This is a genomic window from Streptomyces sp. NPDC029014 (assembly GCF_055564695.1).
The window spans coordinates 58,014-84,265 of record NZ_JBVHVT010000023.1; the positions used below are offsets into that span (position 1 = coordinate 58,014).

The window sequence follows — 26,252 nt, forward strand, 5'->3', positions numbered from 1 at the left end:
GGTCACAGCTTCGGCGCAATCTCTTCGGTCCAGATCCGGGTCCGCTCCTCCTGCGACATGTGGCAGGCGGACCAGTGCCCGCCGCCGTCCTCGGTCAGCTCGGGCCGCCGGGTGCGGGTGATGCCGCCCTTGGGGACGTCGGCGTACGGGCAGCGCGGGTTGAAGGCGCAGCCGCTCGGGATGTTGATGAGGCTGGGCGGCGAGCCCTTGACCGGGATGAGGCGCTCGGTCTGCTCGCGGTCGATGCGCGGCATGGAGCCGAGCAGCCCCCAGGTGTAGGGGTGGCGGGGCTCGTAGAAGACCTTGTCGGCGGTGCCGCGCTCGACGCACCGGCCTCCGTACATCACGAGGATGTCGTCGGCCATCTCGGCGACCACGCCCAGGTCGTGCGTGATCATGATGACGGCGGAGCCGAACTCCCGCTGCAGGTCGCGGATCAGGTCGAGGATCTGCGCCTGGACGGTGACGTCCAGGGCGGTGGTCGGCTCGTCCGCGATCAGCAGCTCGGGGTTGTTGACCAGCGCCATCGCGATCATCGCGCGCTGGCGCATGCCGCCGGAGAACTCGTGCGGGTAGGCGTCCACGCGCCGGTGGGGCTCGGGGATGCCGACCCGGTCGAGCATCTCGACGGCGCGCCGCCGGGCGGCCTTCTTGTCCACGTCGTGGTGGGTGCGGTAGGCCTCGACGATCTGCTTGCCGACCGTGTAGTAGGGGTGCATCGCGGACAGCGGGTCCTGGAAGACCATCGCCATCTTGCGCCCGCGCAGCTTGCGCACGTGGTCGGCGTCGGCCTTGACGAGGTCCTCGCCGTCGAGGACGACCTCGCCGGAGATGTGCGGGCGGCTGCGCGCGTTGCCGGTGCGGTGCAGGCCCATGATGGCGAGCGAGGTCACCGACTTGCCTGAGCCGGACTCGCCGACGATGCCGAGGGTCTTGCCGCGCTCCAGGTCGAAGGAGAGCCCGTCCACCGACTTGACCAGACCGTCGTCGGTCGGGAAGTGGACCTTGAGGTCGCGTACGGAGAGGAAGGCGCCGCTGCCGCGGGGGCCGGCCTGCTCGGGGACGAACGCGGGACCTTCGGCGAGCGTCTCGCCGGAGCCGGAGCCGGGTCCGGGTCCGGCGGCCGCGCGGGAAGTGGGGTGGTTCTCGGTCACGTCAGCCTCACGCGCGGGTCGATGACGGCGTACAGCAGGTCCACGATCAGGTTGGCCATCACCACGAAGAGCGCGGCGAGCAGGGTGACTCCCATGATCACGGGGAGGTCGCCCTGACCGATGGCGGCGACGGCCGCCGTCCCGAGCCCCTGGAAGTTGAAGGTGGTCTCGGTGAGCACCGCGCCGCCGAGGAGCCCGCCGAGGTCGAGGCCGAACATCGTGACGATCGGGGTGAGGGTGGAGCGCAGGGCGTGCTTGCGGATGACCACGCCCTCCTTGAGGCCCTTGGCCCGGGCGGTGCGGATGTAGTCCTCGCCGAGGACCTCCAGCATCGTGGCGCGCGTGATGCGGGCGTACGTGGCGGCGAACAGGAAGGCGAGGGTGACCCACGGCAGGATCAGGGCGTTCAGCCAGGCCCCGGGATCCTCCGTGAGGGGCTTGTAGTTGGACACGTCCAGCCAGCCGAGGCTGTAGACGAAGATCGCGGGGGCCACCATGCCGGTGAAGAAGATGGGGAGGGAGACGCCGGCGAGGGCGCCGACCATGACGGTGCGGTCGATGGCGGTCCGGCGTTTGAGCGCCGAGATCACACCGGTCGCCACGCCGGCGAGCACCCAGATGACCGCCGCGCCGAGGGCGAGCGAGAGGGTGACCGGCATGCGGTCCACCATGGTGTCCCACACGGGCGCCTCGGTCTTGAACGAGTAGCCGAAGCACGGCGCGTCGCAGTGGGTGACCTCGGTGCCGCCGTCGTAGTCGCGGCCGACGAAGATGCCCTTGACGAAGGTCAGGTACTGCTCGGAGATGGGCTTGTCGAAGCCCATCTTCACGCGGATGCCCGCCAGGGCGGTCTCGTTGGTCTCGCGGCCGGCGTACATGAGGGCCGGATCGCTGCCCGTGATCTTCGGGACCGCGAAGAAGATGCCGAAGGTGACCACGGAGACCACCAGCAGCGTGGCGACGACGTTGAACAGTCGCCGTATGAGGTAGACGAGCACTGCAGTCGGCCGCCCGGGGCGGGCGGCTGCCGTCCCTCGTGGGGACGGCAGCCGCCGCCTGCGGCCTTCACCTGCCCTTCGGACTAGCGCATGTGCGGTGAAGGCACTTGCCTGTTGTTACGTGGCGACTGGCCTACGGGATCACTTGCCGACGCCGATGACGGCGAGGTCGATCTTGCCGAGGGAGTCGTTGAAGTAGACGTTCGTCAGCCGCGGGTTGTGGTAGACGAAGGCCTTGTCGAAATTGATGGGAAGGTAGAGCGCCTTCTCCATGACCTTCTTGTTGATCTCCGTGTAGAACGGGGCGGCGGCTTCCGGCGTGGCGGCCGCGGCGGCCTTGTCGAACAGGCCGTTGACCTCGGGGTCGTTCAGCTCGGTGTAGTTGTTGTTGGCGTTCGGCTGGATGAACGAGCCGTCGACCAGCGGCTGGAGGAAGCCCGAGCCGGAGTTGTAGTCGGCGCCCCAGCCCATGACGATGATGCCGTAACCCTTCTTCTTCACGTTCTCGGGCGAACCGATCGTGGAGGAGGAGAGCTTGCCGTCGTACTGGTCGATGGTGGCCTTGATGCCGACCTTGGCGAGCGAGGCCTGGAGGGACTCGGCCGTCTTCACCTCGGGGGCGCGGTTGTTGCGGACCGCGATGACGGTCTCGAAGCCGTCCGGCTTGCCGCAGGCCTTGAGGGCCTCCTTGGCCTTGGCCTCCTGCGGCTGGCCCTTGGTCAGGCCGAACGGGTCGTAGGACTTGTCGGAGCCGGGGATGCCGGGCGGCAGCATGTTGGCGCCGAGGTCACCGCTGGTCGGGCCGCCGCGGGCGGTCTGCAGGGACTTCGGGTCGGCCGCGTAGATGACGGCCTTGCGGCACTCGATGTTGTCGAACGGCGCGACGGTCTGCGGGAAGGCGAAGTAGCGGATGTAGCCCGTGAACGGGTTGTCCGCGTTCTGCTTGAGCTTCTCGTCCTTGAGGATCTTGTTCTTCGCGGCCTGCTGCACACCGGTGCCGTCGACGGCGAGGTCGATGTCGCCGGACAGCAGACGGGCGTCCATGTCGTCCGGGTTGGTGGTGACCGTGAAGGTGACCTTGTCCGGCAGGCCCGTGCGGATCGGGTCCGTCTTCGGGTCCCAGTTCTCGTTGCGGACGAAGGTCGCGCCCTTGCTGGCGGTGAAGCTCTCCACCTTGTACGGGCCGGTGGAGACCGGCTTGTTGGTGTAGGTGGCGCCGGTGTCCTTGCCCGCCGGGACCGGCGAGGAGGACGGCATGGCCAGCAGGTAGCTGAAGTCGGAGTTGGCGCTCGCCAGGTTGAAGACGATCGTCTTGTCGTCCGGCGTCTCGACGGACTTCAGACCCATCTTGTTGGGGTCGGTGTCCTTGTACGGGCCGGGGTACTTCTGGCCCTGGTCGAGCAGGTCGATCAGGTAGGTGGGACCGCCGGACAGCACGTCCTGCGCGAAGACGCGCTCGACGCCGTACTTGATGTCCTTCGAGGTGATCGGCGTGCCGTCCTCGAACTTCACGCCGTCCTTGATCTTGAGGGTGTACGTCTTGCCCTCGTTGCTGAGCACGGGCAGGGCCTCGGCGAGGTCCGGGACCAGCTTGGTGCCCGCCTCGCCCGGCTTGCTGTCGTACGCCAGCAGCTGGCGGACGTAGAGCCGCTGCATGTTCCACACGAAGCCGTAGTAGGCACGCGCCGGGTCGAGGTAGTCGACGTCCTGCGGCGACCAGAGCTTGAGCTCGCCGCCCTTCTCGGTGGACGGGTTCACGATGCCGGTGGTGGCGGCGTTGAAGGCGGCGCCGCCGGCGCCCTTGCCCTCGGTCTTCTTGTCGCCGTCGTTGCCGCCGCACGCGGCGGTCAGCGACAGCGCGGCGATCACGGCGGTGATCGCGAGGGCCTGCTTTCTGCGGATCACGTTGGTCCAACCTCCAGAGGTGGGTGAATCGGTGGAGCGGTTCAGCTGCCCTTGGGGTCGAGTGCGTCACGCAGCCCGTCCCCGAAGAGGTTGAACGCCAGGACGGTGATGAAGATCGTCATACCCGGGACCACCATGTACATGGGGTCGTCCTGGTAGATGGGGACGGCGTCGGAGAGCATCTTTCCCCAGGACGCGGTCGGCGGCTTGACGCCGGCGCCGAGGAAGCTGAGGGCCGCCTCCGTCAGGATGTTGGTCGGAATGATCAGCGTCGCGTAGACCAGGATCGGCGCGACCAGGTTGGGCAGCAGCTCCTTGACCAGGATGTAGCCGCGGCCGGCGCCGAGGCTGCGCGCCGCCTCCACGTACTCGCGTTCGCGCAGCGAGATCGTCTGGCCGCGGACGATACGGCCGATGTACGGCCATCCGAAGAAGCCGATCACAACGATCAGCACGCCCATCCGGACGCCCGAACCCTCGAACCCCCAGAGGGAGTTGGGGACGACCGAGACCAGTGCGATGGTGAACAGCAGCTGCGGGAAGGCCAGCAGCAGGTCCATCAGGCGGCTGATGACGCCGTCCACCCAGCCGCCGAGGAACCCGGCGAGGGCGCCGAGCAGGCTGCCGATGGCGACCGAGACGAAGGCGGCCAGGAAGGCGACGACCAGCGAGATGCGGGCGCCGTAGACGATCCGGCTGAACACGTCGCGCCCGTTGGTGGGTTCGACGCCCAGCAGGAAGTCGGAGCTGATGCCGCCCCAGGAACCGAGCGGCGTGCCGAGGTCCGGGTCGATCATGTCCTCGTGGAACTCGTTGGGCGGGTGGCCCAGCAGGCTCACGATCTGCGGTGCGAACACCGCCACGAGGATCAGGAGGATCACGACCACGCCGCCGGTGAGCGCGACCTTGTCGCGCTTGAGCCGCATCCAGGCGATACGGCCGGGCGAGCGGCCTTCGATGGCCTTCGCAGGGACGTCGGCTACGGCCACGGGTGCGGTTGGTTCCGCGCTCGCGTCGTGCAGTGGTGCCGTCATCGTGGTGGGACCCCTCTCGGCCGACGGGTTGCCGGCCCATGCCCGCCGCTGTGGCGGCGTTGGTGCGGAGTGGCGCTCTTGTGCGTGGTGACACGCAGGACTGAAAAAGGTGCGGAAGGTGCAGGAAGTACAGGAAGTGCGGAAGGTGCAGGAAGTGCGGGAGGTGCAGTGGTGCTCGGTGCGTTTTCGGGCATGCCCGGCCACGCTCGGAGCGGTGCTGCTGCGGTGCGGATGAGGTGCGGGTGCCGTGCGGAAAGCCGTGCGGAAGTACGCGAGAAGCGGTGCGGAACGACAAGCGACGTGCAGGGAGCCGAACCGTTTCCGCGGGGACCCGGCGGCTCTTGGGTGGGGAGTCTTCATCGGCGCCGCGATCAGCCGCCAGACCCGCAGATGAATGGATGCGCAACCGTGATGTGAGGGTCGGGTTCCCGTTATCCGGACTGCGGAGTCGGCTCAGCGGAGCAACACCGTCCGTTCGGTGCACAATCGGACAACGCGCCCAACTCGCGGTAGGTGTAGGTCTTTTGGGTACGCATCAGCGAAGAAATCCGGACAAGAAGAAGGCCGCGGGGAACGGTGCGTTCCCCGCGGCCGGAGTGTCGTGCGGCGCGGTCGTCTCAGCTGCCGGTCAGTAGGCCGGGGCCTGCCCCTCGCGGTCGTAGAACGGGCGCGTCTGTGACCGGAGCCACATCGCGACGGGGTCGTGCTCGTCGGCCAGCGCCACCGTGCACACGGGCACCCCCTCGGGCACCGCGCCGACGGACTGGCGCATCATCTCCCGTACGGACTGCAGCGCGGGCGCGGAGGCGTCGTACAGGTCGAGCCCGACGGCGAGGTACGGCGACCCCAGGGCGGGCTGCACCCAGGCGCGGCGCAGCGACCGGACGGCCGGCGTGCGGTGCGCGTGCTGGGTCAGCAGCCCGTAGAACTGCGGGAGCTCCAGCGCGGGCTCGGACAGCCGCAGCGGACCCGCCGGCATCCGGTCCAGGCCGGTGGCGATCCGGCGCAGGTCGGCCCAGGGAATGCCGAGACCGCCGCCCTGGGCGTGCGGATTGAGCCACAGGCCCCAGCGGTCGGGGTACAGGGCGCGGGCGATGTCCCGGCCGGTGACCACCTCGTAGCCGCGGTTCCAGCCGCTGGCGGCCAGTTCCTGCGGGGAGGTCACACAGGGCGCGTAGCCGAGGCCCTCCAGCTCCATGCCGCCGTACTGGGCGTCCGGTGAGCCGGGGCTGCCCTGCCAGAGCAGCATCCACAGCCGGCCCTCGGCGAGGGCCTGCAGAAGTGACTCGTAGGTCTCGTAGCGCCCGGGAGTCACTTGACGCATGATGTGCTCGACCTGCCCGGCCGCGGCAGTGCCTGACGCACTCACCGGTACCCCTCCTCGTCCGCACGCGTGTCCAGGCCACCCGTGCGGCCAGGAGATGTCACCAGCTTAAGCGTCACTAGGGCACGTAGAAGGGGCGTACGCGCGTAACGATGAAGTCGACCACCGGGTCCTCGGCCGAGTCCAGCAGGACCAGCTGCACCGGCCAGGGCGAAGGAACCCGGGTCAGGGCCCGGGCGAGGGCCTCGCGCGGGGCGTCCTGCGCGGCCGGATCCCGTCTCGACAGGCGGACACCGATGCAGAGCTCCGGGTCCCCGCCCTCGACGCTGGCGAGGCAGCGGTGCGCGGCCACGACCAGGCCGGTGGTCCGGAACTCCTCGGCCGCCGCGGCCAGGAAGTCCACCGGGTCGTCCTGCCAGTCGGGCTCGAAGAGGCGGACGCGGCCACCGCTGGCGGGCCCGTCGAGCTCGGTCCGGCCGATCCGGCACAGCTGGGCGACGGCGGGCGGGGGCAGCGGCACGCCGACGGCGCCCTCCGGGTTGACGGCGATGCCCAGCTGCGGGGGCAGGCCGCGGGCGAACTCGACGGCGGGGGCCACGGCGAAGTCCATGGCGGGGCCGACGCAGGCGCGGAACTGGGCCTCGGAGCTGTAGACGGGGACGTACGCCGCCCCGTCGATCTCCATGGTGGGCAGGGTCAGGGAGGGGCTGTCCGGGCCGCCCCCGCCGGGCAGCGGGACCCACACCCGGCTCCGGCCCAGCACCTCGACGATCCTCGGGCCGGCGTCGGGCACGCCCAGGGCCGCTCCGAGCACCTGCTCCAGCTCGTTCTCCGGCCAACCGCCGCCGTGCATCTCCGCCTCCGCTTGTCGCGCCGTGTACCGGCGAGCGTAGCCGCCCGGGCCGGGCCCCCGAACCGGGCCCGCCCCGCCCCGCCCCGCCAGAGTTCAGGCCCCGCCGGCCTCCGCGGGCCGGAAGGCTATACGGGTGAGCCGCGCGGCCGCGGCCCGGTCCAGCAGCACCACGGAGGCGCAACCCGCCGGCAGCGGGCCCGACTCCGCGGCCCGCACCAGCCGGCGCACCGCGGCCCGGTGCCGGGCGAAGGCGTACGCCGACACGCCGCGGCCCCGCGCCGCCTGGCCGGACAGGGCCTCGTGCGGGGTGGCGTCCAGGATCACCAGGTGCAGGCCCCGCCCGCGGCGCCGCGCGGTCGCCGCCAGCAGCCCGCGCACCCAGCGCTGCGTTCCGCAGTCGTGGACGACGACCGAGGCACCGGAGCGCAGGACCGACCACAGCCCCCAGTAGTGCGCGATCCGCACCAGCGGGCGGTAGACGGCGTACGGCAGGGTCGCGGGCATGCGCCGCTCCCAGCGCTCGCGCACGTCCTGGGAGTCGATGCCGCCGCCCTCGGCGGCCCGCTTGATCAGCGTGCTCTTGCCACCGCCGGGCAGGCCGGACACCACGACGATGTCCCCCTCGGAGAAGCCGAGCCGGCACGGCCCGAGGTCGCCCCGACCGCGCAGGTCGCGCACCGGTCCGTGGTGCTCGCGGGCCCGCTGGGCGGGCACCCCGTCCGCGGTCCCGGCGGTCGCCAGAACTCCGAATCTCCGCACAAGATCGCCTCCCCCGTGTCGGGCCTCGAAGACCCCATGCCCACTGAGTGTAAAGAGACGGTAATTCCCAGGGACCGGTTCCGGCCGCCCTGTCCGACCACCGGACACCGCGGGCCGGGGCGGCGAATGAGCGAATGACACAGTCTTTCGGTCCCACCCACCCGATTCGCGCAGCGGCGTGCAATGATGTGCGCCATCTGGACCAACTGCATACCGGCCGCTTGAATCCGCGCGGGAGAGTCCCGGCAGGCCGCGAGGCCTCGTCCGGGCGCCGAAGGAGCAAGTACCTCCCTTGAATCTCTCAGGCCCCGTACCGCGTGGATGAGGCAGATCTGAAAAGCGAGCCGCGCCCTTACCGTCCCCCGCGACGGACCGGGGCGTGCTCCACCCAAGGTGCAAGTCGGCGTTCCCGTTCCCGCGGGACTCTCGGCGAACCTCTCAGGTTCCGATGACAGATGGGGAGGAACGTCCTCGTCATGTCATGCCCTGGGACCCGGGAGCCACACCCATGAGCACTGCCCCCCGCCTGACCGCCCTCGATGCGCTGCACCGCTCGCTCGGTGCGACCATGACCGACTTCGCGGGCTGGGACATGCCGCTGCGGTACGGCAGCGAGCGCGACGAACACAACGCCGTGCGCACCAAGGCCGGCCTCTTCGACCTCTCCCACATGGGCGAGATCACCGTGACCGGTCCGCAGGCCGTGCAGCTCCTGGACTACGCCCTGGTCGGCAACATCTCCACCGTCGGCGTCGGTCGCGCCCGCTACACGCACATCTGCCAGGAGGACGGCGGGATCCTCGACGACCTGATCGTCTACCGCCTGGCCGAGACCGAGTACATGGTCGTCGCCAACGCCTCCAACGCCCAGGTCGTCCTGGACGCCCTCACCGGGCGTGCCGACGGCTTCGACGCCGAGGTCCGCGACGACCGCGACGCGTACGCGCTGATCGCCGTCCAGGGCCCGGAGTCCCCCGGCATCCTGGCCTCGCTCACCGACGCCGACCTGGACAACCTGAAGTACTACGCCGGCCTGCCGGGCACGGTCGCGGGCGTCCCCGCCCTGATCGCGCGGACGGGCTACACCGGCGAGGACGGCTTCGAGCTGTTCGTCTCCCCCGAGCACGCCGTCAAGCTGTGGCAGGCGCTGACCGAGGCGGGCGCGGGCGCCGGCCTGGTGCCCTGCGGCCTGTCCTGCCGCGACACGCTGCGCCTGGAGGCGGGCATGCCGCTGTACGGGCACGAGCTGACCACCGCCCTGACCCCGTTCGACGCGGGTCTGGGCCGGGTCGTGAAGTTCGAGAAGGAGGGCGACTTCGTGGGCCGCGCCGCCTTGGAGGCCGCCGCCGAGCGCGCCGCCACCAAGCCGCCGCGCAAGCTGGTCGGGCTGGTCGCCGAGGGCCGCCGCGTCCCGCGCGCCGGGTTCCCGGTCGTGGCCGGCGGGGAGGTCATCGGCGAGGTCACCTCCGGCGCCCCGTCCCCGACGCTGGGCAAGCCGATCGCGATGGCGTACGTGGACGCGGCCCACGCCGCGCCCGGCACCTCCGGCGTCGGCGTGGACATCCGCGGTACGCATGAGCCGTACGAGGTCGTCGCCCTGCCCTTCTACAAGCGGCAGAAGTAGCGCCCGTGCGGCGGCGGCCGCCGGCCGCCGTCCGACGCGTCTCACCACGCAAGACCACTGTTCGTTCGCACTCCCCCGCATCCAGGAGAATCAGGTCATGAGCAACCCCCAGCAGCTGCGTTTCAGCAAGGAGCACGAGTGGCTGTCGGCCGCCGAGGACGGCGTCGCCACGGTCGGCATCACGGAGTTCGCGGCCAACGCGCTCGGTGACGTCGTCTACGCCCAGCTCCCCGCGGTCGGCGACACCGTGTCCGCGGGCGAGACCTGCGGCGAGCTGGAGTCGACCAAGTCGGTCAGCGACCTGTACTCCCCCGTCACCGGCGAGGTCGTCGAGGCGAACCAGGACGTCGTGGACGACCCGAGCCTCGTGAACAGCGCTCCGTTCGAGGGCGGCTGGCTGTTCAAGGTCCGCGTCTCGGAGGAGCCGGCCGACCTGCTCTCCGCCGACGAGTACGACCAGCTCACCGCCGGTAAGTAACTGACCACAGGGGATCCTGATGTCCGTTCTGAACACCCCTCTGCACGAACTCGACCCGGACGTCGCCGCCGCCGTCGACGCCGAGCTCGTGCGCCAGCAGTCCACCCTGGAAATGATCGCGTCGGAGAACTTCGCTCCGGTCGCCGTCATGGAGGCCCAGGGCTCGGTCCTGACCAACAAGTACGCCGAGGGCTACCCGGGCCGCCGCTACTACGGCGGCTGCGAGCACGTCGACGTCGTCGAGCAGATCGCGATCGACCGGATCAAGGCGCTGTTCGGCGCCGAGGCCGCGAACGTCCAGCCGCACTCGGGTGCGCAGGCCAACGCCGCCGCGATGTTCGCGCTGCTGAAGCCGGGCGACACGATCATGGGCCTGAACCTGGCCCACGGCGGTCACCTGACCCACGGCATGAAGATCAACTTCTCCGGCAAGCTCTACAACGTGGTCCCGTACCACGTCGGCGAGGACGGCCAGGTCGACATGGCCGAGGTCGAGCGCCTCGCCAAGGAGACCAAGCCGCAGCTGATCGTCGCCGGCTGGTCGGCGTACCCGCGCCAGCTGGACTTCGCCGCCTTCCGCCGGATCGCGGACGAGGTCGGCGCGTACCTGATGGTCGACATGGCCCACTTCGCGGGCCTGGTCGCCGCGGGCCTGCACCCGAACCCGGTGCCGCACGCCCACGTCGTGACCACCACCACGCACAAGACCCTGGGCGGTCCGCGCGGTGGCGTGATCCTCTCCACCCAGGAGCTGGCCAAGAAGATCAACTCCGCGGTCTTCCCCGGCCAGCAGGGCGGTCCGCTGGAGCACGTGATCGCCGCCAAGGCGGTCTCCTTCAAGGTCGCGGCCTCGCCCGAGTTCAAGGAGCGCCAGGAGCGCACCCTGACCGGCGCGCGGATCATCGCCGAGCGCCTGGTCCAGGACGACGTCAAGGCCGTGGGCGTGGACGTGCTCACCGGCGGCACCGACGTGCACCTGGTCCTGGTGGACCTGCGCAACTCGGAGCTGGACGGCCAGCAGGCCGAGGACCGCCTCCACGAGATCGGCATCACGGTCAACCGCAACGCCATCCCGAACGACCCGCGGCCCCCGATGGTCACCTCGGGCCTGCGGATCGGCACGCCGGCCCTGGCCACCCGCGGTTTCGGCGCCGAGGACTTCACCGAGGTCGCCGACATCATCGCGGAGGCCCTGAAGCCGGCGTACGACGGCGAGGCCCTCAAGGCGCGCGTCTCGGCGCTCGCCGCGAAGTTCCCGCTGTACCCGTCGCTGTAGGCCACGGCTCGAAAGGCCCGGCCTTGTGTCACACAGGGCCGGGCCTTTCTCATGGCCCGGGGTCGCGGTCCGGTGCGTCGGGACCGCGACAGCCCCCGTACAGGCCGGCGTAACCACCGCACCCACGAACTGACGTACGCTGATGAACCGGGCACGGGCGCCCACGAGGTGATCTTTGCCCGCATTCCCCTGCAAGATCCGCCCCCTCCGTCGGCCGCCTCGACACGCTGCGAGACCGGCAGGACGGTCCGCTCCCCGCCACCGCGGGGGTGAAAAACTCCCAGGAGTCCGCCACCGTGGCCATTTCGGTTTTCGATCTCTTCTCGATCGGCATCGGTCCGTCCAGCTCGCACACCGTGGGTCCGATGCGCGCCGCCCGCATGTTCGTCGCGCGGCTGAAGAAGGACGGTGTGCTCGCGCAGACCGCCTCCGTCCGGGCGGAGCTGTACGGCTCGCTCGGTGCGACCGGCCATGGCCACGGCACCCCGAAGGCGGTGCTGCTCGGCCTGGAGGGGCACTCCCCGCGCACCGTGGACGTGGAGACCGCCGACGACGAGGTGGAGCGGATCCGCAAGACGGGCCGGCTGCGCCTGCTCGGCACGGAGATAGGGAGCGCGCACGAGATCGCGTTCGACGAGCCGAGCCAGCTGATCCTGCACCGCCGCCGGGCCCTGCCGTACCACGCGAACGGCATGACCCTCTTCGCGTACGACGCCTCGGGCGCCCCGCTGCTGGAGAAGACGTACTACTCGGTCGGCGGCGGCTTCGTGGTGGACGAGGACGCGGTCGGCGAGGACCGGATCAAGCTCGACGACACGGTGCTGAAGTACCCCTTCCGCTCCGGTGACGAGATGCTGCGCCTGGCGAAGGAGACCGGCCTGTCGATCTCCTCGCTGATGCTGGAGAACGAGAAGGCCTGGCGCACGGAGGAGGAGATCCGCGAGGGTCTGCTGGAGATCTGGCGGGTCATGCAGGCCTGCGTCTCGCGCGGCATGTCCCGCGAGGGCATCCTCCCCGGCGGCCTGCGGGTCAAGCGCCGCGCGGCGGCCACGGCGCGCCAGCTGCGCACCGAGGGCGACCCGCTGCTGCACCGCAGCGAGTGGACGACGATCTACGCGATGGCGGTGAACGAGGAGAACGCGGCGGGCGGCCGCGTCGTCACGGCCCCCACGAACGGCGCCGCGGGCGTCCTCCCGGCCGTCCTGCACTACTACGTGAACTTCGTGCCCGGCGCGGACGAGGACGGCGTGGTCCGCTTCCTGCTCGCCGCGGGCGCGATCGGCATGCTGTTCAAGGAGAACGCCTCGATCTCCGGCGCCGAGGTCGGCTGCCAGGGCGAGGTCGGCTCCGCCTGCTCGATGGCGGCGGGCGCCCTGGCCGAGGTCCTGGGCGGCACCCCGGAGCAGGTCGAGAACGCGGCCGAGATCGGCATGGAGCACAACCTGGGCCTGACCTGCGACCCGGTCGGCGGCCTGGTCCAGATCCCGTGCATCGAGCGCAACGGCATGGCGGCGGTCAAGGCGGTCACGGCCGCGAGGATGGCCATGCGCGGCGACGGCAGCCACAAGGTCTCCCTGGACAAGGTCATCAAGACCATGAAGGAGACCGGCGCCGACATGAAGGTCAAGTACAAGGAGACGGCCCGCGGCGGCCTCGCCGTCAACGTCATCGAGTGCTGACCTGACCCGGTCTCCGTACGGACGGGACCCCGGGCGCCGCGGCGCCCGGGGTCCCGTGCGTTGCCCGGCGGCCACTCGCCCGACCTGCGGCAACCGCCCGGATTTTCCCGGACGTCGAGGTTTGGCGTGGATTGATCACGCTTCAGGGCGAACCGTGGGGGCTGGGGGTGGTACGGGATGATCCCGGTGCGCAAGGGTGATCACGTGACGTCGCGGCCACACCCCGGCGGCCGGCCAACCGCCGTGGACCGCAGCCCTTTCTCGTACGGAGGACCTCACCCTCACCATGGCAAGCACCCGTAGCGCCCGCGCGATCGCCGCGCTCGCCGCGCTCCCCCTCGCCGCCCTGCTCTGCTCGGGCACCGCCCAGGCCGACAGCGGGGCCGGGGCGGGGATCTCGTCGAACGCGGCCGCCGCCGAGATCTTCGGCAGCGGCGTCTTCGGTTCGAACGCCGGCAACTCCTCGACCACCCAGCAGGTCGCCACCGGCTCCGGGGCGACCAACCAGAGCAACGGCGTCCAGCTGGGCGGAACCGACTCCGCGACCGTCGGACAGAGCAACGGGAACGTTCCGCTCGTCGTCGCGCCCGTCCCGGTCGAGCCCGTTCCGTAGCCGCCCGGTGACCCTGCGGGCCCGCCCTCCGGCCGGAGGGCGGGCCCTTCCCGTTCCTGTGCGAGGACGGGTCCGGGGACCCCCGGACCCGGGACTTTCGACCCGGTGGTGCGGGCCCGGAGGTGGACTAGCTTCACGAGTGTCCCCCGTCACACCCCGAAGAGAGGGGAACCGGCCGTGGCCGTCATCGAGCACCGCGTCCTCCCCATCCGCCTGGAGGCCGCCCCCGAGCCCGTCCCGCTGCAGGCGGCCTTCACGTACCGCTGCGACCGGCCCTGGGAGCTCGCCCTGGACTTCCAGGGGGCGGGCCGGCACCTGGCGCGCTGGGTGTTCTCCCGGGACCTCCTGCTCGACGGGGAGGCCTGCGCCACCGGCGCGGGCGACATCCGGGTCTGGCCCCGCCGGCGCCGCAGCGAGCCGCGGGTGTACCTGGCCTTCAGCAACGGGGAGCAGAGCTGCGTGGTCTCCGCCCGGGCCAAGGACGTCCGGGCGCTGTGCCGGCGACTGGTGGAGCTGGTGCCCCGGGGCGAGGAGCAGCGGCACTACGACCTCGACGCGGAGCTGGACGGCCTCCTGATCCGGTGACGCGTCGGCCGCGCGTCGGCGAGGTGCCGGTTCGGGCGATTTCGACGGAATAAGAAATTTAGTCGATTTTGCCGCAACCATCGACGCGCAGCGGGTGTCTCCGGCAGTGACACAGGTCCCCGTCTCTTGAGAACCAGGGGGGACGTCATGAACCACCTCCGCCGCCGGCAGACCGTGGCCCTTGCCACGGGGGCCCTCCTCACCGCCGGAATCGCCCTCGCCGCGCCCGCCTCCACCGCCCCGGCCCCGGCCGCCGCGGCCTCCGGGCGCGCCACCGTCCCGCTCGTCGTGAACGCCCGCTGGGCCGGGCACTGCGCGTACGACCGGATCGTCGTCGACCTGCGGGGACGCGTCCCCGACGTCGAGGTCACCCGCGTCCCGCGGCTGTACCGGGACGGGTCCGGCGAGCCCGTCCCGCTGGCCGGGAAGCACTTCCTCCAGATCCGTCTGCACCCCGCCGACGCACACCTGCGCTCCGGCGAGAGCACCTACCGCGGGCCGAAGCTCGCCACGATCGACCTGCCCGCCCTGAAGGGCTTCGCCATGACGGGCGACTTCGAGGGGTACGTCACCTTCGGCGCCGCCTTCGACAGCAAGCCGTCGTACACCTCGTTCACCCTGCGCTCGCCCGACCGGTTCGTGCTGGACGTCGCGCACCGCAACGTGTGCTGCGGCTGAGCCGAGCCCCCGTACGGCCGGACGGCCCTGCGACCGTCCGGTCGTACGGCCCGGGCCGTCAGCGGTGCTCGGGGTTGGGGAAGTCGAAGCGGCAGCCGGCGTCCCAGGCCGAGCGCTGGTTGCCGTGGGCGGGGATGCCGCCGGAGTGCTTGAGCAGGGCCGCCAGGTGCATCAGGTTCCACGACATGAACGTCGTGTTCCGGTTGGTGAAGTCGTTCTCCGGTCCGCCCGAGCCCGGGTCAAGGTACGAGGGGCCCGGACCGGCCTCGCCGATCCAGCCGGCGTCGGCCTGCGGTGGGATCGCGTACCCGAGGTGCTGGAGGCTGTAGAGGACGTTCATGGCGCAGTGCTTCACGCCGTCCTCGTTGCCGGTGATCAGCGCACCGCCGACGCGCCCGTAGTAGGCGTACTGGCCGTGCTCGTTCAGGATCGAGGAGCAGGCGTAGAGCCGCTCGACGACCTGCTTCATGACGGAGCTGTTGTCGCCGAGCCAGATCGGCCCGCACAGGACGAGGATGTCGGCGTCCATGATCTGGCTGTACAGGACCGGCCACTGGTCGGTTTCCCAGCCGTGCTCGGTCATGTCCGGCCAGACTCCGGTGGCGATGTCGTGGTCGACGGCGCGGATCAGGGAGGTCCGGGCGCCGGCCGCCTCCATGACGGCCCGGCTGCGCGCGATCAGGCCCTCCGTGTTGCTGGTCTCGGGCGAGCGTTTGAGCGTGCAGTTGACGTAGACGGCGGTCAGGTCGGAGTAGTCGAACGCCCCGGCGTCCGTCCCCCGCTGCGGGTGCGCGGTGTCGTGTTCGGCGGCCACCCTCCCAGCCTGCGGGGACGCCGGCCCCGCGGCGAACGGAAGGCGCCCGTCCGGGGTGGTCACTCCCGGCCCCTCGCGGCCGGACGCTCCGGCCACCCCTCCCGACCGCACCCCGCACACGCCCCGGCGGCGCCGGTTGGAGCGCATGAACGGAAGAGCGCCCCAGCACGCGCCGGTCCCTCCAGACGGCCGACCCGAGCCGGAACTTCCGCGCCCCTGCCGCCGTTTCGCCCGCCCGCCCCCAGCACACCGGTACGCCGCCGACCCTAAGCGGAATCCCCGGGCCCAACAGGCGGGCCGGAGCCGGGTTGTTACGGGTCCACGGGGCCGATTAGGGTCATCAGGCCTTGGTGTACGGGAAACCGGTGCAAGACCGGTGCGGCCCTCGCCACTGTGAACGGGAAGTCCGGCTCCACTCCTGCGGGAAAGCCACTGGGCAGCGCGGGTAGGGACCCGCACCGCCCGGGAAGGCGGAGCCAGGGCATCAGTACCCGTGAGCCAGGAGACCGGCCAGGGCGCGTTGTCCATCCACGAGGTGCTGGAGAGGTCTCCCACTCATGCATATAGCCGAGGGGTTCCTGCCCCCTTTGCACGCGGCCGCCTGGGGCGCCGCGTCCGCTCCCTTCGTCGTCCACGGGGTGCGCGCCCTCACCCGCGAGGTGAAGGCCAACCCCGAGAGCACCCTCCTGCTCGGCGCGTCCGGCGCGTTCACCTTCGTCCTGTCCGCACTGAAGATCCCGTCGGTGACGGGCAGCTGCTCGCACCCCACCGGGACCGGGCTCGGCGCGATCCTGTTCCGGCCGCCCATCATGGCGGTGCTCGGCACGATCACCCTCCTCTTCCAGGCGCTGCTGCTCGCGCACGGCGGACTGACCACGCTCGGCGCCAACGTCTTCTCCATGGCCATCGCCGGACCCTGGTCGGGGTACTGCGCCTACCTGCTGCTGCGGCGCTTCAACGCCCCGCTGATGGTGTCCGTGTTCTTCGGCGCCTTCTTCGCCGACCTCGTCACCTACTGCGTGACCTCGGTCCAGCTGGCGCTGGCCTTCCCGGACCCGGGCACGGGCTTCCTCGGCGCGCTCGCGAAGTTCGGCGGCATCTTCGCCGTCACGCAGATCCCGCTCGCCGTGAGCGAGGGCCTGCTGACCGTCCTCGTGATGCGGCTGCTGATGCAGTCGAGCAAGTCCGACCTGGTCCGGCTGGGCGTCGCGAAGCTCACCGGCCGCTCCGAGCAGAAGACGGCGGTGTGACGCGATGAACCCGAGCCGGAACACGAAGATCAACGTTCTGCTGCTGCTCCTGGTGGCGGCGCTGGCCGTCCTGCCCCTCGCCCTGGGCCTCGGCGAGGGCAAGGAGGAGCCCTTCGCGGGCGCCGACGCGCAGGCGGAGGCGGCCATCACCGAACTGAAGCCGGACTACGAGCCCTGGTTCTCCCCGCTGTACGAGCCCCCGTCCGGGGAGGTCGAGTCGGCCCTGTTCGCCCTCCAGGCGGCCCTGGGCGCGGGCGTGCTCGCGTACTACTTCGGCGTCCGCCGGGGCCGCCGCCAAGGCGCGGCCGCCGCGGCGGCGGGCGGCGACGCCCCGGCTCCCACCGCGGAGTCGTAGCCGGTGCTGCCGATCGACGTGGCCGCGCACAGCAGTCGCTGGCGGGGCCGCCACCCGCTGGAGAAGGCGCTGCTCGGGCTGGGTCTGACGGTCAGCGCCCTGTGCCTGCCGCCCTGGCCCGGCGGACCGCTCGTGGCCGCCGCGACCCTCGCCGTGCTCCTCGGGCCGGCCGGGGTCGCCGGGCGGCAGCTGTGGCGGGCCTTCCGGATCCCGCTCGGTTTCTGCTTCACCGGGGCGCTGCCGCTGCTCGTCGCGCTCGGCGGCCCGGCGGGTCCGGTCTCGCTGGCCCCGCACGGGCCGCGGCTCGCCGCCGAACTGCTGCTGCGCACGTCCGCGGCCTCGCTCGGGGTGCTGCTGTTCGCGTTCACCACGCCGGTGTCGGACGTGCTGCCGCGGCTGGTCCGGGCCGGGGTGCCGGCGCCGGTGGTGGACGTGGCCCTGGTCATGTACCGCATCGGCTTCCTGCTGCTCGACTCCCTCGCCCAGGTGCGGCGCGCGCAGGCGGCCCGCCTGGGGAACGCGGGCCGGGCGGCGGCGTGGCGTTCGGTGGCCGGGCTCGCCGCCACCTCGTTCGTACGGGCCTTCGACCGCGCGGCGCGGCTCCAGTCGGGCCTCGCCGGGCGCGGCTACGACGGTGCACTGCGGGTGCTCGTCCCCGAGGCGACGCTGTCGTGGCGCTTCCTGGCGGCCTCGGCGGCCCTGCTCGCGGCCGTGGCCGCGCTGACTCTCACCCTGAAAGGGCTGTACCTGTGAACCCGTTGGTGGAACTGGCCGGGGCCGGCTACGCGTACGAGGACGGCCCGGCGGTGCTGACCGGCGTGGACTTCGCGATCGCCGAGGGCCGGGCGCTGGTCCTGCTCGGCCGCAACGGCAGCGGCAAGACCACGCTGATGCGGCTGCTCAGCGGGGGCCTGCGGCCCGGCTCGGGCGAACTGCGGCTGGACGGGGCGCCCGTCGCCCACGACCGGGCGGGCCTGACCCGGCTGCGGACGGCGGTCCAGCTGGTGGTCCAGGACCCCGACGACCAGCTGTTCGCCGCCTCGGTGGAGCAGGACGTGTCCTTCGGCCCGATGAACCTCGGCCTGCCCGCCGCGGAGGTACGGGCCCGGGTGGACTCCGCGCTGGCCGCGCTCGACATCACCGCGCTGCGGGACCGCCCCACGCACCTGCTCTCGTACGGGCAGCGCAAGCGCGCGGCGATCGCGGGCGCGGTGGCGATGGCCCCGCGGGTGCTGATCCTCGACGAGCCGACGGCCGGACTCGACCCGGACGGGCAGGAGCGGCTGCTCGACACCCTGGCGGGGCTGCGCTCGCGCGGCACCACCGTGGTGATGGCCACGCACGACGTCGAGCTGGCGGTGCGCTGGGCCGACGACGCGGCCGTCCTGACCCCGGCGGGCATCCGCTTCGGCCCGGCCGGGAAGCTGCTCGCCGAACCGGAGCTGCTCGCCGCGGCGGGCCTGCGCCAGGCCTGGTCGCCGGCGGTGGCGGCGTTCCTGCGGGCGCGGGACCTGCTGGAGCCGGACGCGGCGGGCCCCGGTACCCCCGAGGCCCTGGCCGCCTGGCACTAGGGCGGTCACGGCGCCGGTGCCCGGCACCAGTCCCCGGCGCCGGAGTGCGGCGAACCTAGGATGACGGCATGTCGCTGCCGCACGCCATCCTCACCGCCCTGCTCGAGAAGCCCTCGTCCGGGCTGGAACTGACCCGGCGGTTCGACAAGTCGATCGGGTACTTCTGGTCCGCGACGCACCAGCAGATCTACCGCGAGCTGGGCCGGCTGGAGGAGGCCGGGCTGATCCGGGCCCTGCCGAGCGAGGTGCCGGTGCGGGGTCAGAAGAAGGAGTACGAGGTCCTGCCCGCCGGCGGCGCGGAGCTCGCGCGGTGGATCGGCGAGAGCCAGGACCCGAAGGCCATCCGGGACCCCCTGCTGCTGCGGGTCCGGGCCGCGGGCGTGGCCGGGGTGCAGGGGCTGGCCGCGGAGCTGCGGCGCCATCTGGAGCTGCACCGGCGGCAGCTGGCGCTGTACGGGGCGATCGAGGAGAAGGACTTCCCCCCGGAGCGGGACTCCGACGAGGACCGGCTGCGCCGGCTCGTGCTGCACGGCGGGATCGGCCTGGAGACGTTCTGGCTGCGCTGGCTGGAGGAGGCCCTGGCCGAGGTCGAGGACATCGCCCGGCCGGGCGGAGCCGCGGACGCCGCCTCGGATGCCGCCGCGGGCGCCCCGGGCGAACCGGGCGGCGCGCCGTAGGACGCGGCCGCGCGGGCCGGTCCGGCGGGCAGGCCGCAGCCCCCGTACCGCCGGCGGGGCGGTACGGGGGCTGCGGTGCGGGGCCCTACTTGTTCAGGGAGGCCCAGAACTCGTCGAAGCTCATCAGGCCGTCGCCGTTCGTGTCCTTGGCGGCGATCACGGAGTCCGCGACCGGGCCCGTGACGAACGGGTCGCCCATCTCCGCCATGGCGTGACGGAACTCGTCGGCCGTGACGAAGCCGTCGCCGTCCGCGTCGAACCTGCCGAACGTCGCCCGTGCGCTCTCGATGTCGGCCACTGGGATCCACCCCTTCTTGGTGCTCGTTGACCGGCTCAGGGTAGCGCCAGTCGGGAACGACCGCCGCTACCGGGTCCCGTTCAGGCGGCAGAAAGAAATTCAATTACCGTTCCGTAGCGCGGAAGCGGCAATTTCCGGCCGAGAAATCCTGCTCGGGCTTGTCACGTTCCGGGGTCACCGCATAACGTACCGACATTGCCGCCACACCAGGAGCGCAGGGCTCCCAGGGACATGCGGCAACAAGGGCGATCACACAGGTGACGATCACAGCAGACGCATCATTCGAAGTTCTGCCCTTCACCCGCGCGTGCCGCCATATCTGGGATGAGGGCGACCATGTGCTCATCGGAGTGAGTCCTGGCAACAGCTACTTCAGCTCCGAGCGCATCAACAGCCTCGCCCGGTGGGCGGTACCCCGCTTCGCGCAGGTCGACTTCGTGTACGCGGACCTCCATGTCGACCGCATGTTCGCTGCTTTCGGCCACAGCCGGGATCATGCGCAGAAGCGGGCCGCGAAGGAGATCAAGGCGGTCCGCCGGCGGATCGTCAAGGGCGTCGAGGAATCAGGGCACCCGCATGCGGGGGTCCGCGTGCGGGCACTGTCCGAGTTCGATTGCAACCCCGTCTACCAACTTCTGCACCGGCGCGTCCGCCATTTCCTCGAAACCGACGACGAATTCCGCAAGGGCTGCGAGGAGATGGCCCTCCATTTCGTCGGACCGAAGTTGCCGGAAGGTGAATCCATCACGGCCGGACAGTTGCAGGTCTGTTTCGACTACCTGGCGGCGGAGCTGCCGTTCTTCGTGGACACCCCGAGCATTCTCGACGTGCCGTCGTCCGTGGCTGCGTACCACGTCCGGATGCCGCTGACGGACGTCCTCTACGGGCGCGGCGGGGGACTGCGCGCGACCCGCAACCAGGCCTACGCCGTCGTCCGGCCGGAGGCCGCCGGTGCGACCCGCCCCGCCCCCGCGCCCGGCGGCCCGCACCCGGCCGCGGACCACGCACCGATCGAAGGGACCGCCGATGAGCGTCGAGCAGCGTGAGGCCGGCGCGGACACGCTCGGCCGGGACGCGCCCCTCCTCGACTTCCCGCTGTCGCGGCGCGGCGACGTGCTGCCGCAGGAGTGCGCCCGGCTGCGGGAGAAGGCCCCCGTCGCCCGGGTCCGCACGCTCACCGGGGACCTGGCCTGGCTGGTCAGCAGCTATGCGCTGGCCAAGCAGGTGCTGGAGGACGAGCGGTTCAGCCTGAAGGACACCGCGGGTCCCGGGGTACCCCGCCAGTACGCGCTGACGATCCCGCCCGAGGTCGTGAACAACATGGGCAACATCAACAGCGCCGGGCTGCGCACCGCCGTGATGAAGTCCCTGAACCCGCGACAGCAGGGCCTGCAGGACTGGTTGCGGGCCACGGCGGGCGCGCTCGTCGACGGGCTCGTCGCCGAGGGCGGGCCCGTCGACCTGCGGGCGGGGTTCGCCGACCCCTTCTCGGCGGCCCTGCACTGCCGGGTGCTGGGGGTGCCGTTCGAGGACTGGCGGCGCCTGATGTCGGGGCTCGACGTCGCGTTCATGACCGCACGCGCGCCGTTCCCCGACTCGGCACTCAACTGGTACAAGGACGTCGGCTACTTCACCGACCGGCTGGGCGCCCAGCTCGCGCTGCCGGCCGAGCAGCGTACGGGGCTGCTCGGCCGGTTCGCGGAGCTCAGGGAGGCCGACCCGGACTCGGCGCACCTGACCGACGAGATGTTCGCGACGGTCGCCGTCTCGCTGTTCGGGGCCGGCGCCGTGTCCACGTCGGCCTTCCTGGTCCTGGCCGTCCTCGCGCTGCTCCAGCGGCCCGAGCTCATCGACCACCTGCGCGGCCATCCGGAGCGCACGGGGAAGGCGGTCGACGAGTTGCTGCGCTGGAACCTGTCCGTCGGCGACGGCCTGCCGCGCATCGCGCTGGCGGACGTACGGGTCGGCGACGTGCTGGTCCGGGAGGGCGAGCTCGTCCTCGTCCTGCTGGAGGGGGCCAACTTCGACCCGGAGGCCTTCGCGCGCCCGGACGAGCTGGACCTGGAGCGGGAGAGCGCCAACGTCCACCTGGCGTTCGGGGCCGGCCGGCACTACTGCCCGGCCTCGGCCCTGGGTCGGGCCCACGCCGAGATCGCGCTGGAGGTGCTCGTGGAGCGGCTGCCCGGTCTGCGGCTCGCGGTGCCCGCGGAGAACCTGGTGTGGCGTACGGGCTTCATCAAGCGGCTGCCGGAACGGCTCCCGGTCGCCTGGTGAGGATGCGGCGGCGTCCCGGGAGGCTGTGCGGGCTCCCGGGGCGCCGGCGCGCGGGGGCGTCAGCGGAAGACGCCGGTGTGGCCGAGGGAGTAGCGGCCCGGCTGCGGGTAGACGGCCAGACCGTGCGGGCCGCCGCCCACTGGGATCCGCGCGAGCTGCTTGCCGGTGGTCGTGTCGATCGCGTAGACCTCGCCGTGGTAGCGGCCGGACAGCCACAGCACCTTGCCGTCGGCGGAGACGCCGCCCATGTCGGGGCTGCCGCCGTTGGGCAGCTGCCACTTCTTGGTGAGCCGGTTCTGCTTGAAGTCGAAGACCGAGATGGTGCCCTCGCCGCGGTTGGAGATGTACATCTCGCGGGAGTCGCGGCTGACGTACAGGCCGTGGCAGCCCTTGCCGGTGGGCAGCAGCTGGGGGGTGCCGAACTTCTGGCCGCCGACCACCCACACGCCGTGCGCCATCATGTCGGCGACGTAGAACGTCCTGCCGTCCGGGGAGATCTTGACGTCCTGCGGCATGGCGCCCTCGAAGGGCAGCTTCTGCTGGCCGATGACCTCCATCTTCTCGGTGTCGACCTTGAGGAGTTCGCCGGAGAACTCGCAGCTGACGATGAAGAAGCGGCCGTCCGCTGAGAAGTCCGCGTGGTTGACGCCGTAGCAGGTCGTGGGGACGGTCTTGACCCGGTTCATGGTGTGCGCGTCGCGGAAGACGATCTCCTTGTCCATCGAGGCCATGACCACCGCGTACTTGCCGTTCGGCGTGAAGTACAGGTTGTACGGGTCGTGCACCTCGACCGGCTCGCCGGCCTCGCCGGTGGCGGGGTTGATGGGGGTGAGGGTGTGCCCGCGGTTGTTGTTGACCCACAGGGTCTTCATGTCCCACGACGGGACCACGTGCTGGGGCTGGACCCCGACCGGGATGGTGTCGATGACCTTGTACGTCGCGGGGTCGATGACGGACACCGTGTTGGAGGTGGTGTTCGGCACGTAGACCCGGGACGGGAAGTCCTTGACCACTGGGGAGAGCTGGTTCGGCCGGTCGGCCGCGTACACGTCGTTGGGGTCGAGGAGCGGCGGCATGCCGGGGAGGCCGGGCGGGACCGCCGGGACGGCCTTGACGGGCGGCTGGGCCGCGGCCTTGGAGCCGAGCGCCTCGGCGGGGCGCTTGCCGCCGGCCGATCCGCAGCCGGCCAGGGCGGCGAGGACCAGACCGGCCAGGAGCACGGTGGCCTTCCGGGGAAGGCGGGTGGTCGTCATGGGGTCAGCAGCTCCGTGGTGGTCACCGCGCGCAGTTCGCGGCGCGCGAGTTCTTCGAGGAGGGGCGGCATCGCGTCGACCGTGTCCGCGTAGCCGAAGTGCAGGCTCACCACCGATCCGCTGCGGATCGTCCCGGTGACGGTGCGGATGACGGCCGCCGCGCCGGGCGAGGTGAAGTCGAGGGAGTCCACGTCGTACGAGAGGACGTGCGGGTAGCCCGCGCGTCGGGCCAGCTTCCGGACGAGGGCGGTGGCGTGCTGCGTCTGCGAGGGGCGGAACCAGGTGCCGATGGAACCGGTGAGGCGTTTGAGCCGCTGCGCGCAGCCGGTGATCTCGGCGTAGGCCTCGGCCTCGGACATGGCGTTGATGGCGAGGTGGCGCTGGGTGTGGTTGCCGAGCTCGTGGCCGCCGTCCAGGACCCGGCGGGCGATGTCCGGGTGGGTGTCGAGCCAGGCGCCGATCGCCAGGACGGTGACCCGGGCGCCCGCGCGTTCGGCCTCGGCGAGCACGGACCGGGCGGTGGCGGGGTCCCCGTTGCCGTGGAAGGTGAGGGCGACCCGGGGCCGGTCCCGGGGGCCGTGCACGATCTCCTCGGGCTGTCCGGGGAAGCGGCGCGGGGCCCGGGCGGGGGCGGCGCCGGGCGGCCGGCCGGGGACGGCCTGCGCCGGTTCTGCCGCGGGGGCGTGCGGGGCGGGGGCCGGGCCGCCCGGCGCGGTGCCGCACGCGGTGGCGAGGGCGGCGGCCGCGGCCGCCGCGCCGGCGCGGAGGGCGGACCGGCGGTCCGGGTAGCAGGGCACGCGCCCATTTAAGAGGGAAATCTCCCTGAAGGTAACGATTGACCCCATTCGATACCCCCGACCGAAGTGCAGCCGTTCGGCGGTCGAGACATCCCGGGATCAAGGAATCACACGGATGAGCGGATACTTATTCACTAATTACGAGGCAGGTGGCCGACCTCGCCTAGGATTTAGATGCAAACTCTTGAGATTTGCACACTTATGTCCAAGTTGGGACTTTTGGCATTCGGCCCCCCGTCTGCCATAGTCGGAGGCACGGCTTCCCCATTGACCCGAGCGAAGTCGCCCCGCCGAGGATCACACCCCCTTCGATCCTCGGCGCACCCATGAAGCCCCCACCACGCCCCACCACGGCGCATGGGGGCTTCAGGCGTTCCACGGACCGGCTCAGCGGTCGGCCACCCGCATCTCGAACCAGGTGATCTTGCCGCGGGGCAGCAGGTCGGCACCCCAGCGGTCGGAGAGCTTGTCGACGAGGAAGAGGCCCCGGCCGGTGGTGTCCAGCTCGTGGACCGGCATCAGGCAGGGCAGCCCGCGCGAGGGGTCGCGCACCTCGACCCGGATCCAGCCGCGCCGCCGGTGCATCCGTAAGCCGAAGGAGCGGGCACCGGTGTGCCGCACCGCGTTGCCGACGAGCTCGGAGACGAGCAGGACGGTGTGCTCGGACACCTGCGGCGAGAAGCCCCAGAAGCGGATCACCACGTACTGGGTGAGCCGGCGGGCCGTTCCGGCCGATTCCGGCATGGACGGCAGCGTCACTTCCGCCTCAGCCGGATTTCCGTACGACTCCAGTGCCCTGAGGCCCTGCTCGTCGTCCAGAGCCGCCGTCGGCCGCACGGGGGAAGCGCTGTTGCGCTGCCGCGGCTGTTCCACACCCTCCAGGCCCGCCATGAACCCATCATGGACGGCCGGTGTACCCGCACGGGCCGTTCCGCAGGAAAACGCCCCTCGCAGGGGCGGACCCCAAGACCCTGCCCTGGCATATGCGTTGGGCAATCGGACTCCGGCACAACCACCCTGATCTGCGGCGACGCACAACACGTCGGCGACCATCCGGAGCGGATCGCCGGCCCTCCTTAACCCTGCTTTAAGGCAGGGCTAATCCACCCCCACGGAGGACCGGCGATAACCGGACACGCCTCAGAGGAACTTGGCCTTGCCCGGGCCCTCCTCGACGAAGCTGCGCATGCCGCGCTCGCGGTCCTCGGTCGCGAACAGGCCCGCGAACCAGTTGCGTTCGATGGTCAGGCCGGTGTCGATGTCCGCCTCCAGACCGGCGTCCACGCACTCCTTGGCGGCGCGCAGCGCGATCGCCGGCCCCTGGGCCAGCTTCGCGGCCCAGGCGTGCGCCTGCTCGTACACCTCGGCGGCGGGCACGACACGGTCCACGAGACCGAGGGAGAGCGCCTCGTCGGCCTTGACCATCCGGCCGGTGAAGATGAGGTCCTTGGCCTTGGAGGGACCGATGAGCCGGGACAGCCGCTGGGTGCCGCCGGCGCCCGGGATCAGGCCGAGCAGGATCTCCGGCTGGCCGAGCTTCGCGTTGTCGGCGGCGATGCGGTAGTCGGCGCACAGGGCCAGCTCGCAGCCGCCGCCCAGGGCGTAGCCGGTGACGGCCGCGACGACCGGCTTGGGGATCCGGGCCACGGCGGTGAAGGCGTCCTGCAGGGCGCGGGACCGGGCGACCATCGCCGCGTGGTCCATCGTCTGCATCTCCTTGATGTCCGCGCCGGCGGCGAACACCTTCTCACCGCCGTAGATGATCACGGCGCGGACGTCGGACCGGTCGGTGGCCTCCACGGCCAGCTCGCGCAGCCGGTCCTGGGTGGCGATGTCCAGGGCGTTCATCGGCGGCCGGTCCAGGCGGATGGTGCCGACGCCTTCGGAGACTTCGAGAGAGAGGGTCATACGGGGAAGGTTAGCCCCGGTTAACAGAAGTGGCCCGGTGCTGTGGGTCACAGCACCGGGCCGCTTCGGGGCCGCTCTGACTACGCGGCGGCGGG

The 26,252-nt window shown here is 71.4% G+C and carries 27 protein-coding genes and 2 riboswitches; of the genes, 14 read left to right on the forward strand and 13 right to left on the reverse strand.

Annotated features, from left to right (window positions below; translation table 11 throughout):
* Positions 1-2 precede the first annotated feature (2 nt).
* The 7 genes from ACZ4VL_RS15205 to ACZ4VL_RS15235 all read right to left on the reverse strand — a co-directional run bounded on the left by ACZ4VL_RS15205 (position 3) and on the right by ACZ4VL_RS15235 (position 8,027).
* Positions 3-1,154, reverse strand: a complete 1,152-nt coding sequence (locus ACZ4VL_RS15205) for an ABC transporter ATP-binding protein (RefSeq protein ID WP_468199797.1) — start codon at positions 1,152-1,154, stop codon at positions 3-5.
* Complete coding sequence (locus tag ACZ4VL_RS15210) at positions 1,151-2,152, reverse strand: ABC transporter permease (protein ID WP_468199798.1); 1,002 nt, start codon at positions 2,150-2,152, stop codon at positions 1,151-1,153. Before ACZ4VL_RS15210 ends, ACZ4VL_RS15205 begins: the two co-directional genes overlap by 4 nt.
* Positions 2,153-2,293: 141 nt before the next feature.
* Positions 2,294-4,057 (reverse strand): ABC transporter substrate-binding protein, encoded by a 1,764-nt coding sequence (locus tag ACZ4VL_RS15215; RefSeq protein ID WP_468199800.1) that lies wholly within the window; start codon positions 4,055-4,057, stop codon positions 2,294-2,296.
* 41 nt (positions 4,058-4,098) lie between these two features.
* Complete coding sequence (locus ACZ4VL_RS15220) at positions 4,099-5,091, reverse strand: ABC transporter permease (RefSeq protein ID WP_468199801.1); 993 nt, start codon at positions 5,089-5,091, stop codon at positions 4,099-4,101.
* A 628-nt stretch (positions 5,092-5,719) separates the two neighbouring features.
* Positions 5,720-6,460 (reverse strand): enhanced serine sensitivity protein SseB C-terminal domain-containing protein, encoded by a 741-nt coding sequence (locus tag ACZ4VL_RS15225; RefSeq protein WP_385846367.1) that lies wholly within the window; start codon positions 6,458-6,460, stop codon positions 5,720-5,722.
* Between the two features lie 73 nt (positions 6,461-6,533).
* A complete protein-coding gene (locus ACZ4VL_RS15230) occupies positions 6,534-7,268 on the reverse strand; it encodes an enhanced serine sensitivity protein SseB (protein ID WP_468199803.1) in 735 nt (244 codons plus the stop codon).
* Between the two features lie 93 nt (positions 7,269-7,361).
* Positions 7,362-8,027, reverse strand: coding sequence for an AAA family ATPase (locus ACZ4VL_RS15235; RefSeq protein ID WP_468199805.1), 666 nt, complete (start codon positions 8,025-8,027; stop codon positions 7,362-7,364).
* 222 nt (positions 8,028-8,249) lie between these two features.
* Positions 8,250-8,353, forward strand: a riboswitch (glycine riboswitch).
* 182 nt (positions 8,354-8,535) lie between these two features.
* Here ACZ4VL_RS15235 and gcvT point away from each other — a divergent pair.
* The 7 genes from gcvT to ACZ4VL_RS15270 all read left to right on the forward strand — a co-directional run bounded on the left by gcvT (position 8,536) and on the right by ACZ4VL_RS15270 (position 14,960).
* Entirely contained in the window at positions 8,536-9,651 is a 1,116-nt protein-coding gene (gene gcvT, locus ACZ4VL_RS15240; RefSeq protein WP_468199807.1) for a glycine cleavage system aminomethyltransferase GcvT, read from the forward strand.
* Positions 9,652-9,748: 97 nt separating this feature from the next.
* Positions 9,749-10,129, forward strand: a complete 381-nt coding sequence (gene gcvH, locus ACZ4VL_RS15245; protein ID WP_468199808.1) for a glycine cleavage system protein GcvH — start codon at positions 9,749-9,751, stop codon at positions 10,127-10,129.
* A 19-nt stretch (positions 10,130-10,148) separates the two neighbouring features.
* A complete protein-coding gene (gene glyA / locus ACZ4VL_RS15250) occupies positions 10,149-11,405 on the forward strand; it encodes a serine hydroxymethyltransferase (RefSeq protein ID WP_468199810.1) in 1,257 nt (418 codons plus the stop codon).
* A gap of 296 nt (positions 11,406-11,701) precedes the next feature.
* Complete coding sequence (locus ACZ4VL_RS15255; protein ID WP_468199812.1) at positions 11,702-13,084, forward strand: L-serine ammonia-lyase; 1,383 nt, start codon at positions 11,702-11,704, stop codon at positions 13,082-13,084.
* 286 nt (positions 13,085-13,370) lie between these two features.
* The gene (locus ACZ4VL_RS15260) at positions 13,371-13,697 is read left to right on the forward strand and encodes a hypothetical protein (protein ID WP_468199813.1); all 327 of its coding nucleotides are present in this window, start codon (positions 13,371-13,373) and stop codon (positions 13,695-13,697) included.
* A 177-nt stretch (positions 13,698-13,874) separates the two neighbouring features.
* Entirely contained in the window at positions 13,875-14,282 is a 408-nt protein-coding gene (locus tag ACZ4VL_RS15265; RefSeq protein ID WP_468199815.1) for an SsgA family sporulation/cell division regulator, read from the forward strand.
* Between the two features lie 147 nt (positions 14,283-14,429).
* Entirely contained in the window at positions 14,430-14,960 is a 531-nt protein-coding gene (locus tag ACZ4VL_RS15270; protein WP_468199817.1) for an AMIN-like domain-containing (lipo)protein, read from the forward strand.
* Between the two features lie 58 nt (positions 14,961-15,018).
* Here ACZ4VL_RS15270 and ACZ4VL_RS15275 read toward each other — a convergent pair whose 3' ends face one another.
* The gene (locus tag ACZ4VL_RS15275) at positions 15,019-15,774 is read right to left on the reverse strand and encodes a flavodoxin family protein (protein WP_468199818.1); all 756 of its coding nucleotides are present in this window, start codon (positions 15,772-15,774) and stop codon (positions 15,019-15,021) included.
* Positions 15,775-16,105: 331 nt separating this feature from the next.
* Positions 16,106-16,303, forward strand: a riboswitch (cobalamin riboswitch).
* A 28-nt stretch (positions 16,304-16,331) separates the two neighbouring features.
* On the opposite strand from ACZ4VL_RS15275, the gene ACZ4VL_RS15280 reads away from it, so the two are divergent.
* From ACZ4VL_RS15280 to ACZ4VL_RS15300, 5 genes are all read left to right on the forward strand, one after another.
* Complete coding sequence (locus ACZ4VL_RS15280) at positions 16,332-17,024, forward strand: energy-coupling factor ABC transporter permease (protein WP_468199820.1); 693 nt, start codon at positions 16,332-16,334, stop codon at positions 17,022-17,024.
* A gap of 4 nt (positions 17,025-17,028) precedes the next feature.
* A complete protein-coding gene (locus tag ACZ4VL_RS15285; RefSeq protein ID WP_468199821.1) occupies positions 17,029-17,379 on the forward strand; it encodes an energy-coupling factor ABC transporter substrate-binding protein in 351 nt (116 codons plus the stop codon).
* 3 nt (positions 17,380-17,382) lie between these two features.
* Positions 17,383-18,132: a cobalt ECF transporter T component CbiQ gene (cbiQ, locus tag ACZ4VL_RS15290; RefSeq protein WP_468199822.1), complete on the forward strand. Its 750-nt coding sequence runs from the start codon at positions 17,383-17,385 to the stop codon at positions 18,130-18,132.
* Positions 18,129-18,950: an energy-coupling factor ABC transporter ATP-binding protein gene (locus ACZ4VL_RS15295; RefSeq protein WP_468199824.1), complete on the forward strand. Its 822-nt coding sequence runs from the start codon at positions 18,129-18,131 to the stop codon at positions 18,948-18,950. Before cbiQ ends, ACZ4VL_RS15295 begins: the two co-directional genes overlap by 4 nt.
* Before the next feature lie 68 nt (positions 18,951-19,018).
* Complete coding sequence (locus ACZ4VL_RS15300) at positions 19,019-19,627, forward strand: PadR family transcriptional regulator (RefSeq protein ID WP_468199826.1); 609 nt, start codon at positions 19,019-19,021, stop codon at positions 19,625-19,627.
* 85 nt (positions 19,628-19,712) lie between these two features.
* Here the strand turns inward: ACZ4VL_RS15300 and ACZ4VL_RS15305 are convergent, their stop codons facing one another.
* Positions 19,713-19,925, reverse strand: a complete 213-nt coding sequence (locus tag ACZ4VL_RS15305; protein ID WP_361088748.1) for an EF-hand domain-containing protein — start codon at positions 19,923-19,925, stop codon at positions 19,713-19,715.
* A gap of 257 nt (positions 19,926-20,182) precedes the next feature.
* Here ACZ4VL_RS15305 and ACZ4VL_RS15310 point away from each other — a divergent pair, with 257 nt between their 5' ends.
* Entirely contained in the window at positions 20,183-20,971 is a 789-nt protein-coding gene (locus ACZ4VL_RS15310; protein ID WP_468199828.1) for a tRNA-dependent cyclodipeptide synthase, read from the forward strand.
* Positions 20,952-22,199: a cytochrome P450 gene (locus ACZ4VL_RS15315; protein ID WP_468199829.1), complete on the forward strand. Its 1,248-nt coding sequence runs from the start codon at positions 20,952-20,954 to the stop codon at positions 22,197-22,199. Before ACZ4VL_RS15310 ends, ACZ4VL_RS15315 begins: the two co-directional genes overlap by 20 nt.
* A gap of 59 nt (positions 22,200-22,258) precedes the next feature.
* Here ACZ4VL_RS15315 and ACZ4VL_RS15320 read toward each other — a convergent pair whose 3' ends face one another.
* The 4 genes from ACZ4VL_RS15320 to ACZ4VL_RS15335 form a co-directional block, all read right to left on the reverse strand.
* Complete coding sequence (locus tag ACZ4VL_RS15320) at positions 22,259-23,452, reverse strand: YncE family protein (protein WP_468199831.1); 1,194 nt, start codon at positions 23,450-23,452, stop codon at positions 22,259-22,261.
* Entirely contained in the window at positions 23,449-24,249 is an 801-nt protein-coding gene (locus ACZ4VL_RS15325) for a polysaccharide deacetylase family protein (RefSeq protein ID WP_468199833.1), read from the reverse strand. Before ACZ4VL_RS15325 ends, ACZ4VL_RS15320 begins: the two co-directional genes overlap by 4 nt.
* 387 nt (positions 24,250-24,636) lie before the next feature.
* Complete coding sequence (locus ACZ4VL_RS15330; RefSeq protein WP_468199835.1) at positions 24,637-25,140, reverse strand: ATP-binding protein; 504 nt, start codon at positions 25,138-25,140, stop codon at positions 24,637-24,639.
* 249 nt (positions 25,141-25,389) lie between these two features.
* On the reverse strand, positions 25,390-26,157 hold the full coding sequence (locus ACZ4VL_RS15335) for an enoyl-CoA hydratase/isomerase family protein (protein ID WP_468199836.1): 768 nt from the start codon (positions 26,155-26,157) through the stop codon (positions 25,390-25,392).
* Positions 26,158-26,252: the final 95 nt, after the last annotated feature.

What these genes read in the sequence shown, in the direction of transcription:
- ACZ4VL_RS15220 (WP_468199801.1), bottom strand. Translation starts at nt 5,091, where the DNA reads ATGACGGCACCACTGCACGACGCGAGCGCGGAACCAACCGCACCCGTG.
- ACZ4VL_RS15230 (WP_468199803.1), bottom strand. Translation starts at nt 7,268, where the DNA reads ATGCACGGCGGCGGTTGGCCGGAGAACGAGCTGGAGCAGGTGCTCGGA.
- gcvT (WP_468199807.1), top strand. Translation starts at nt 8,536, where the DNA reads ATGAGCACTGCCCCCCGCCTGACCGCCCTCGATGCGCTGCACCGCTCG.
- gcvH (WP_468199808.1), top strand. Translation starts at nt 9,749, where the DNA reads ATGAGCAACCCCCAGCAGCTGCGTTTCAGCAAGGAGCACGAGTGGCTG.
- glyA (WP_468199810.1), top strand. Translation starts at nt 10,149, where the DNA reads ATGTCCGTTCTGAACACCCCTCTGCACGAACTCGACCCGGACGTCGCC.
- ACZ4VL_RS15260 (WP_468199813.1), top strand. Translation starts at nt 13,371, where the DNA reads ATGGCAAGCACCCGTAGCGCCCGCGCGATCGCCGCGCTCGCCGCGCTC.
- ACZ4VL_RS15270 (WP_468199817.1), top strand. Translation starts at nt 14,430, where the DNA reads ATGAACCACCTCCGCCGCCGGCAGACCGTGGCCCTTGCCACGGGGGCC.
- ACZ4VL_RS15280 (WP_468199820.1), top strand. Translation starts at nt 16,332, where the DNA reads ATGCATATAGCCGAGGGGTTCCTGCCCCCTTTGCACGCGGCCGCCTGG.
- ACZ4VL_RS15285 (WP_468199821.1), top strand. Translation starts at nt 17,029, where the DNA reads ATGAACCCGAGCCGGAACACGAAGATCAACGTTCTGCTGCTGCTCCTG.
- ACZ4VL_RS15300 (WP_468199826.1), top strand. Translation starts at nt 19,019, where the DNA reads ATGTCGCTGCCGCACGCCATCCTCACCGCCCTGCTCGAGAAGCCCTCG.
- ACZ4VL_RS15315 (WP_468199829.1), top strand. Translation starts at nt 20,952, where the DNA reads ATGAGCGTCGAGCAGCGTGAGGCCGGCGCGGACACGCTCGGCCGGGAC.
- ACZ4VL_RS15320 (WP_468199831.1), bottom strand. Translation starts at nt 23,452, where the DNA reads ATGACGACCACCCGCCTTCCCCGGAAGGCCACCGTGCTCCTGGCCGGT.
- ACZ4VL_RS15330 (WP_468199835.1), bottom strand. Translation starts at nt 25,140, where the DNA reads ATGGCGGGCCTGGAGGGTGTGGAACAGCCGCGGCAGCGCAACAGCGCT.
- ACZ4VL_RS15335 (WP_468199836.1), bottom strand. Translation starts at nt 26,157, where the DNA reads ATGACCCTCTCTCTCGAAGTCTCCGAAGGCGTCGGCACCATCCGCCTG.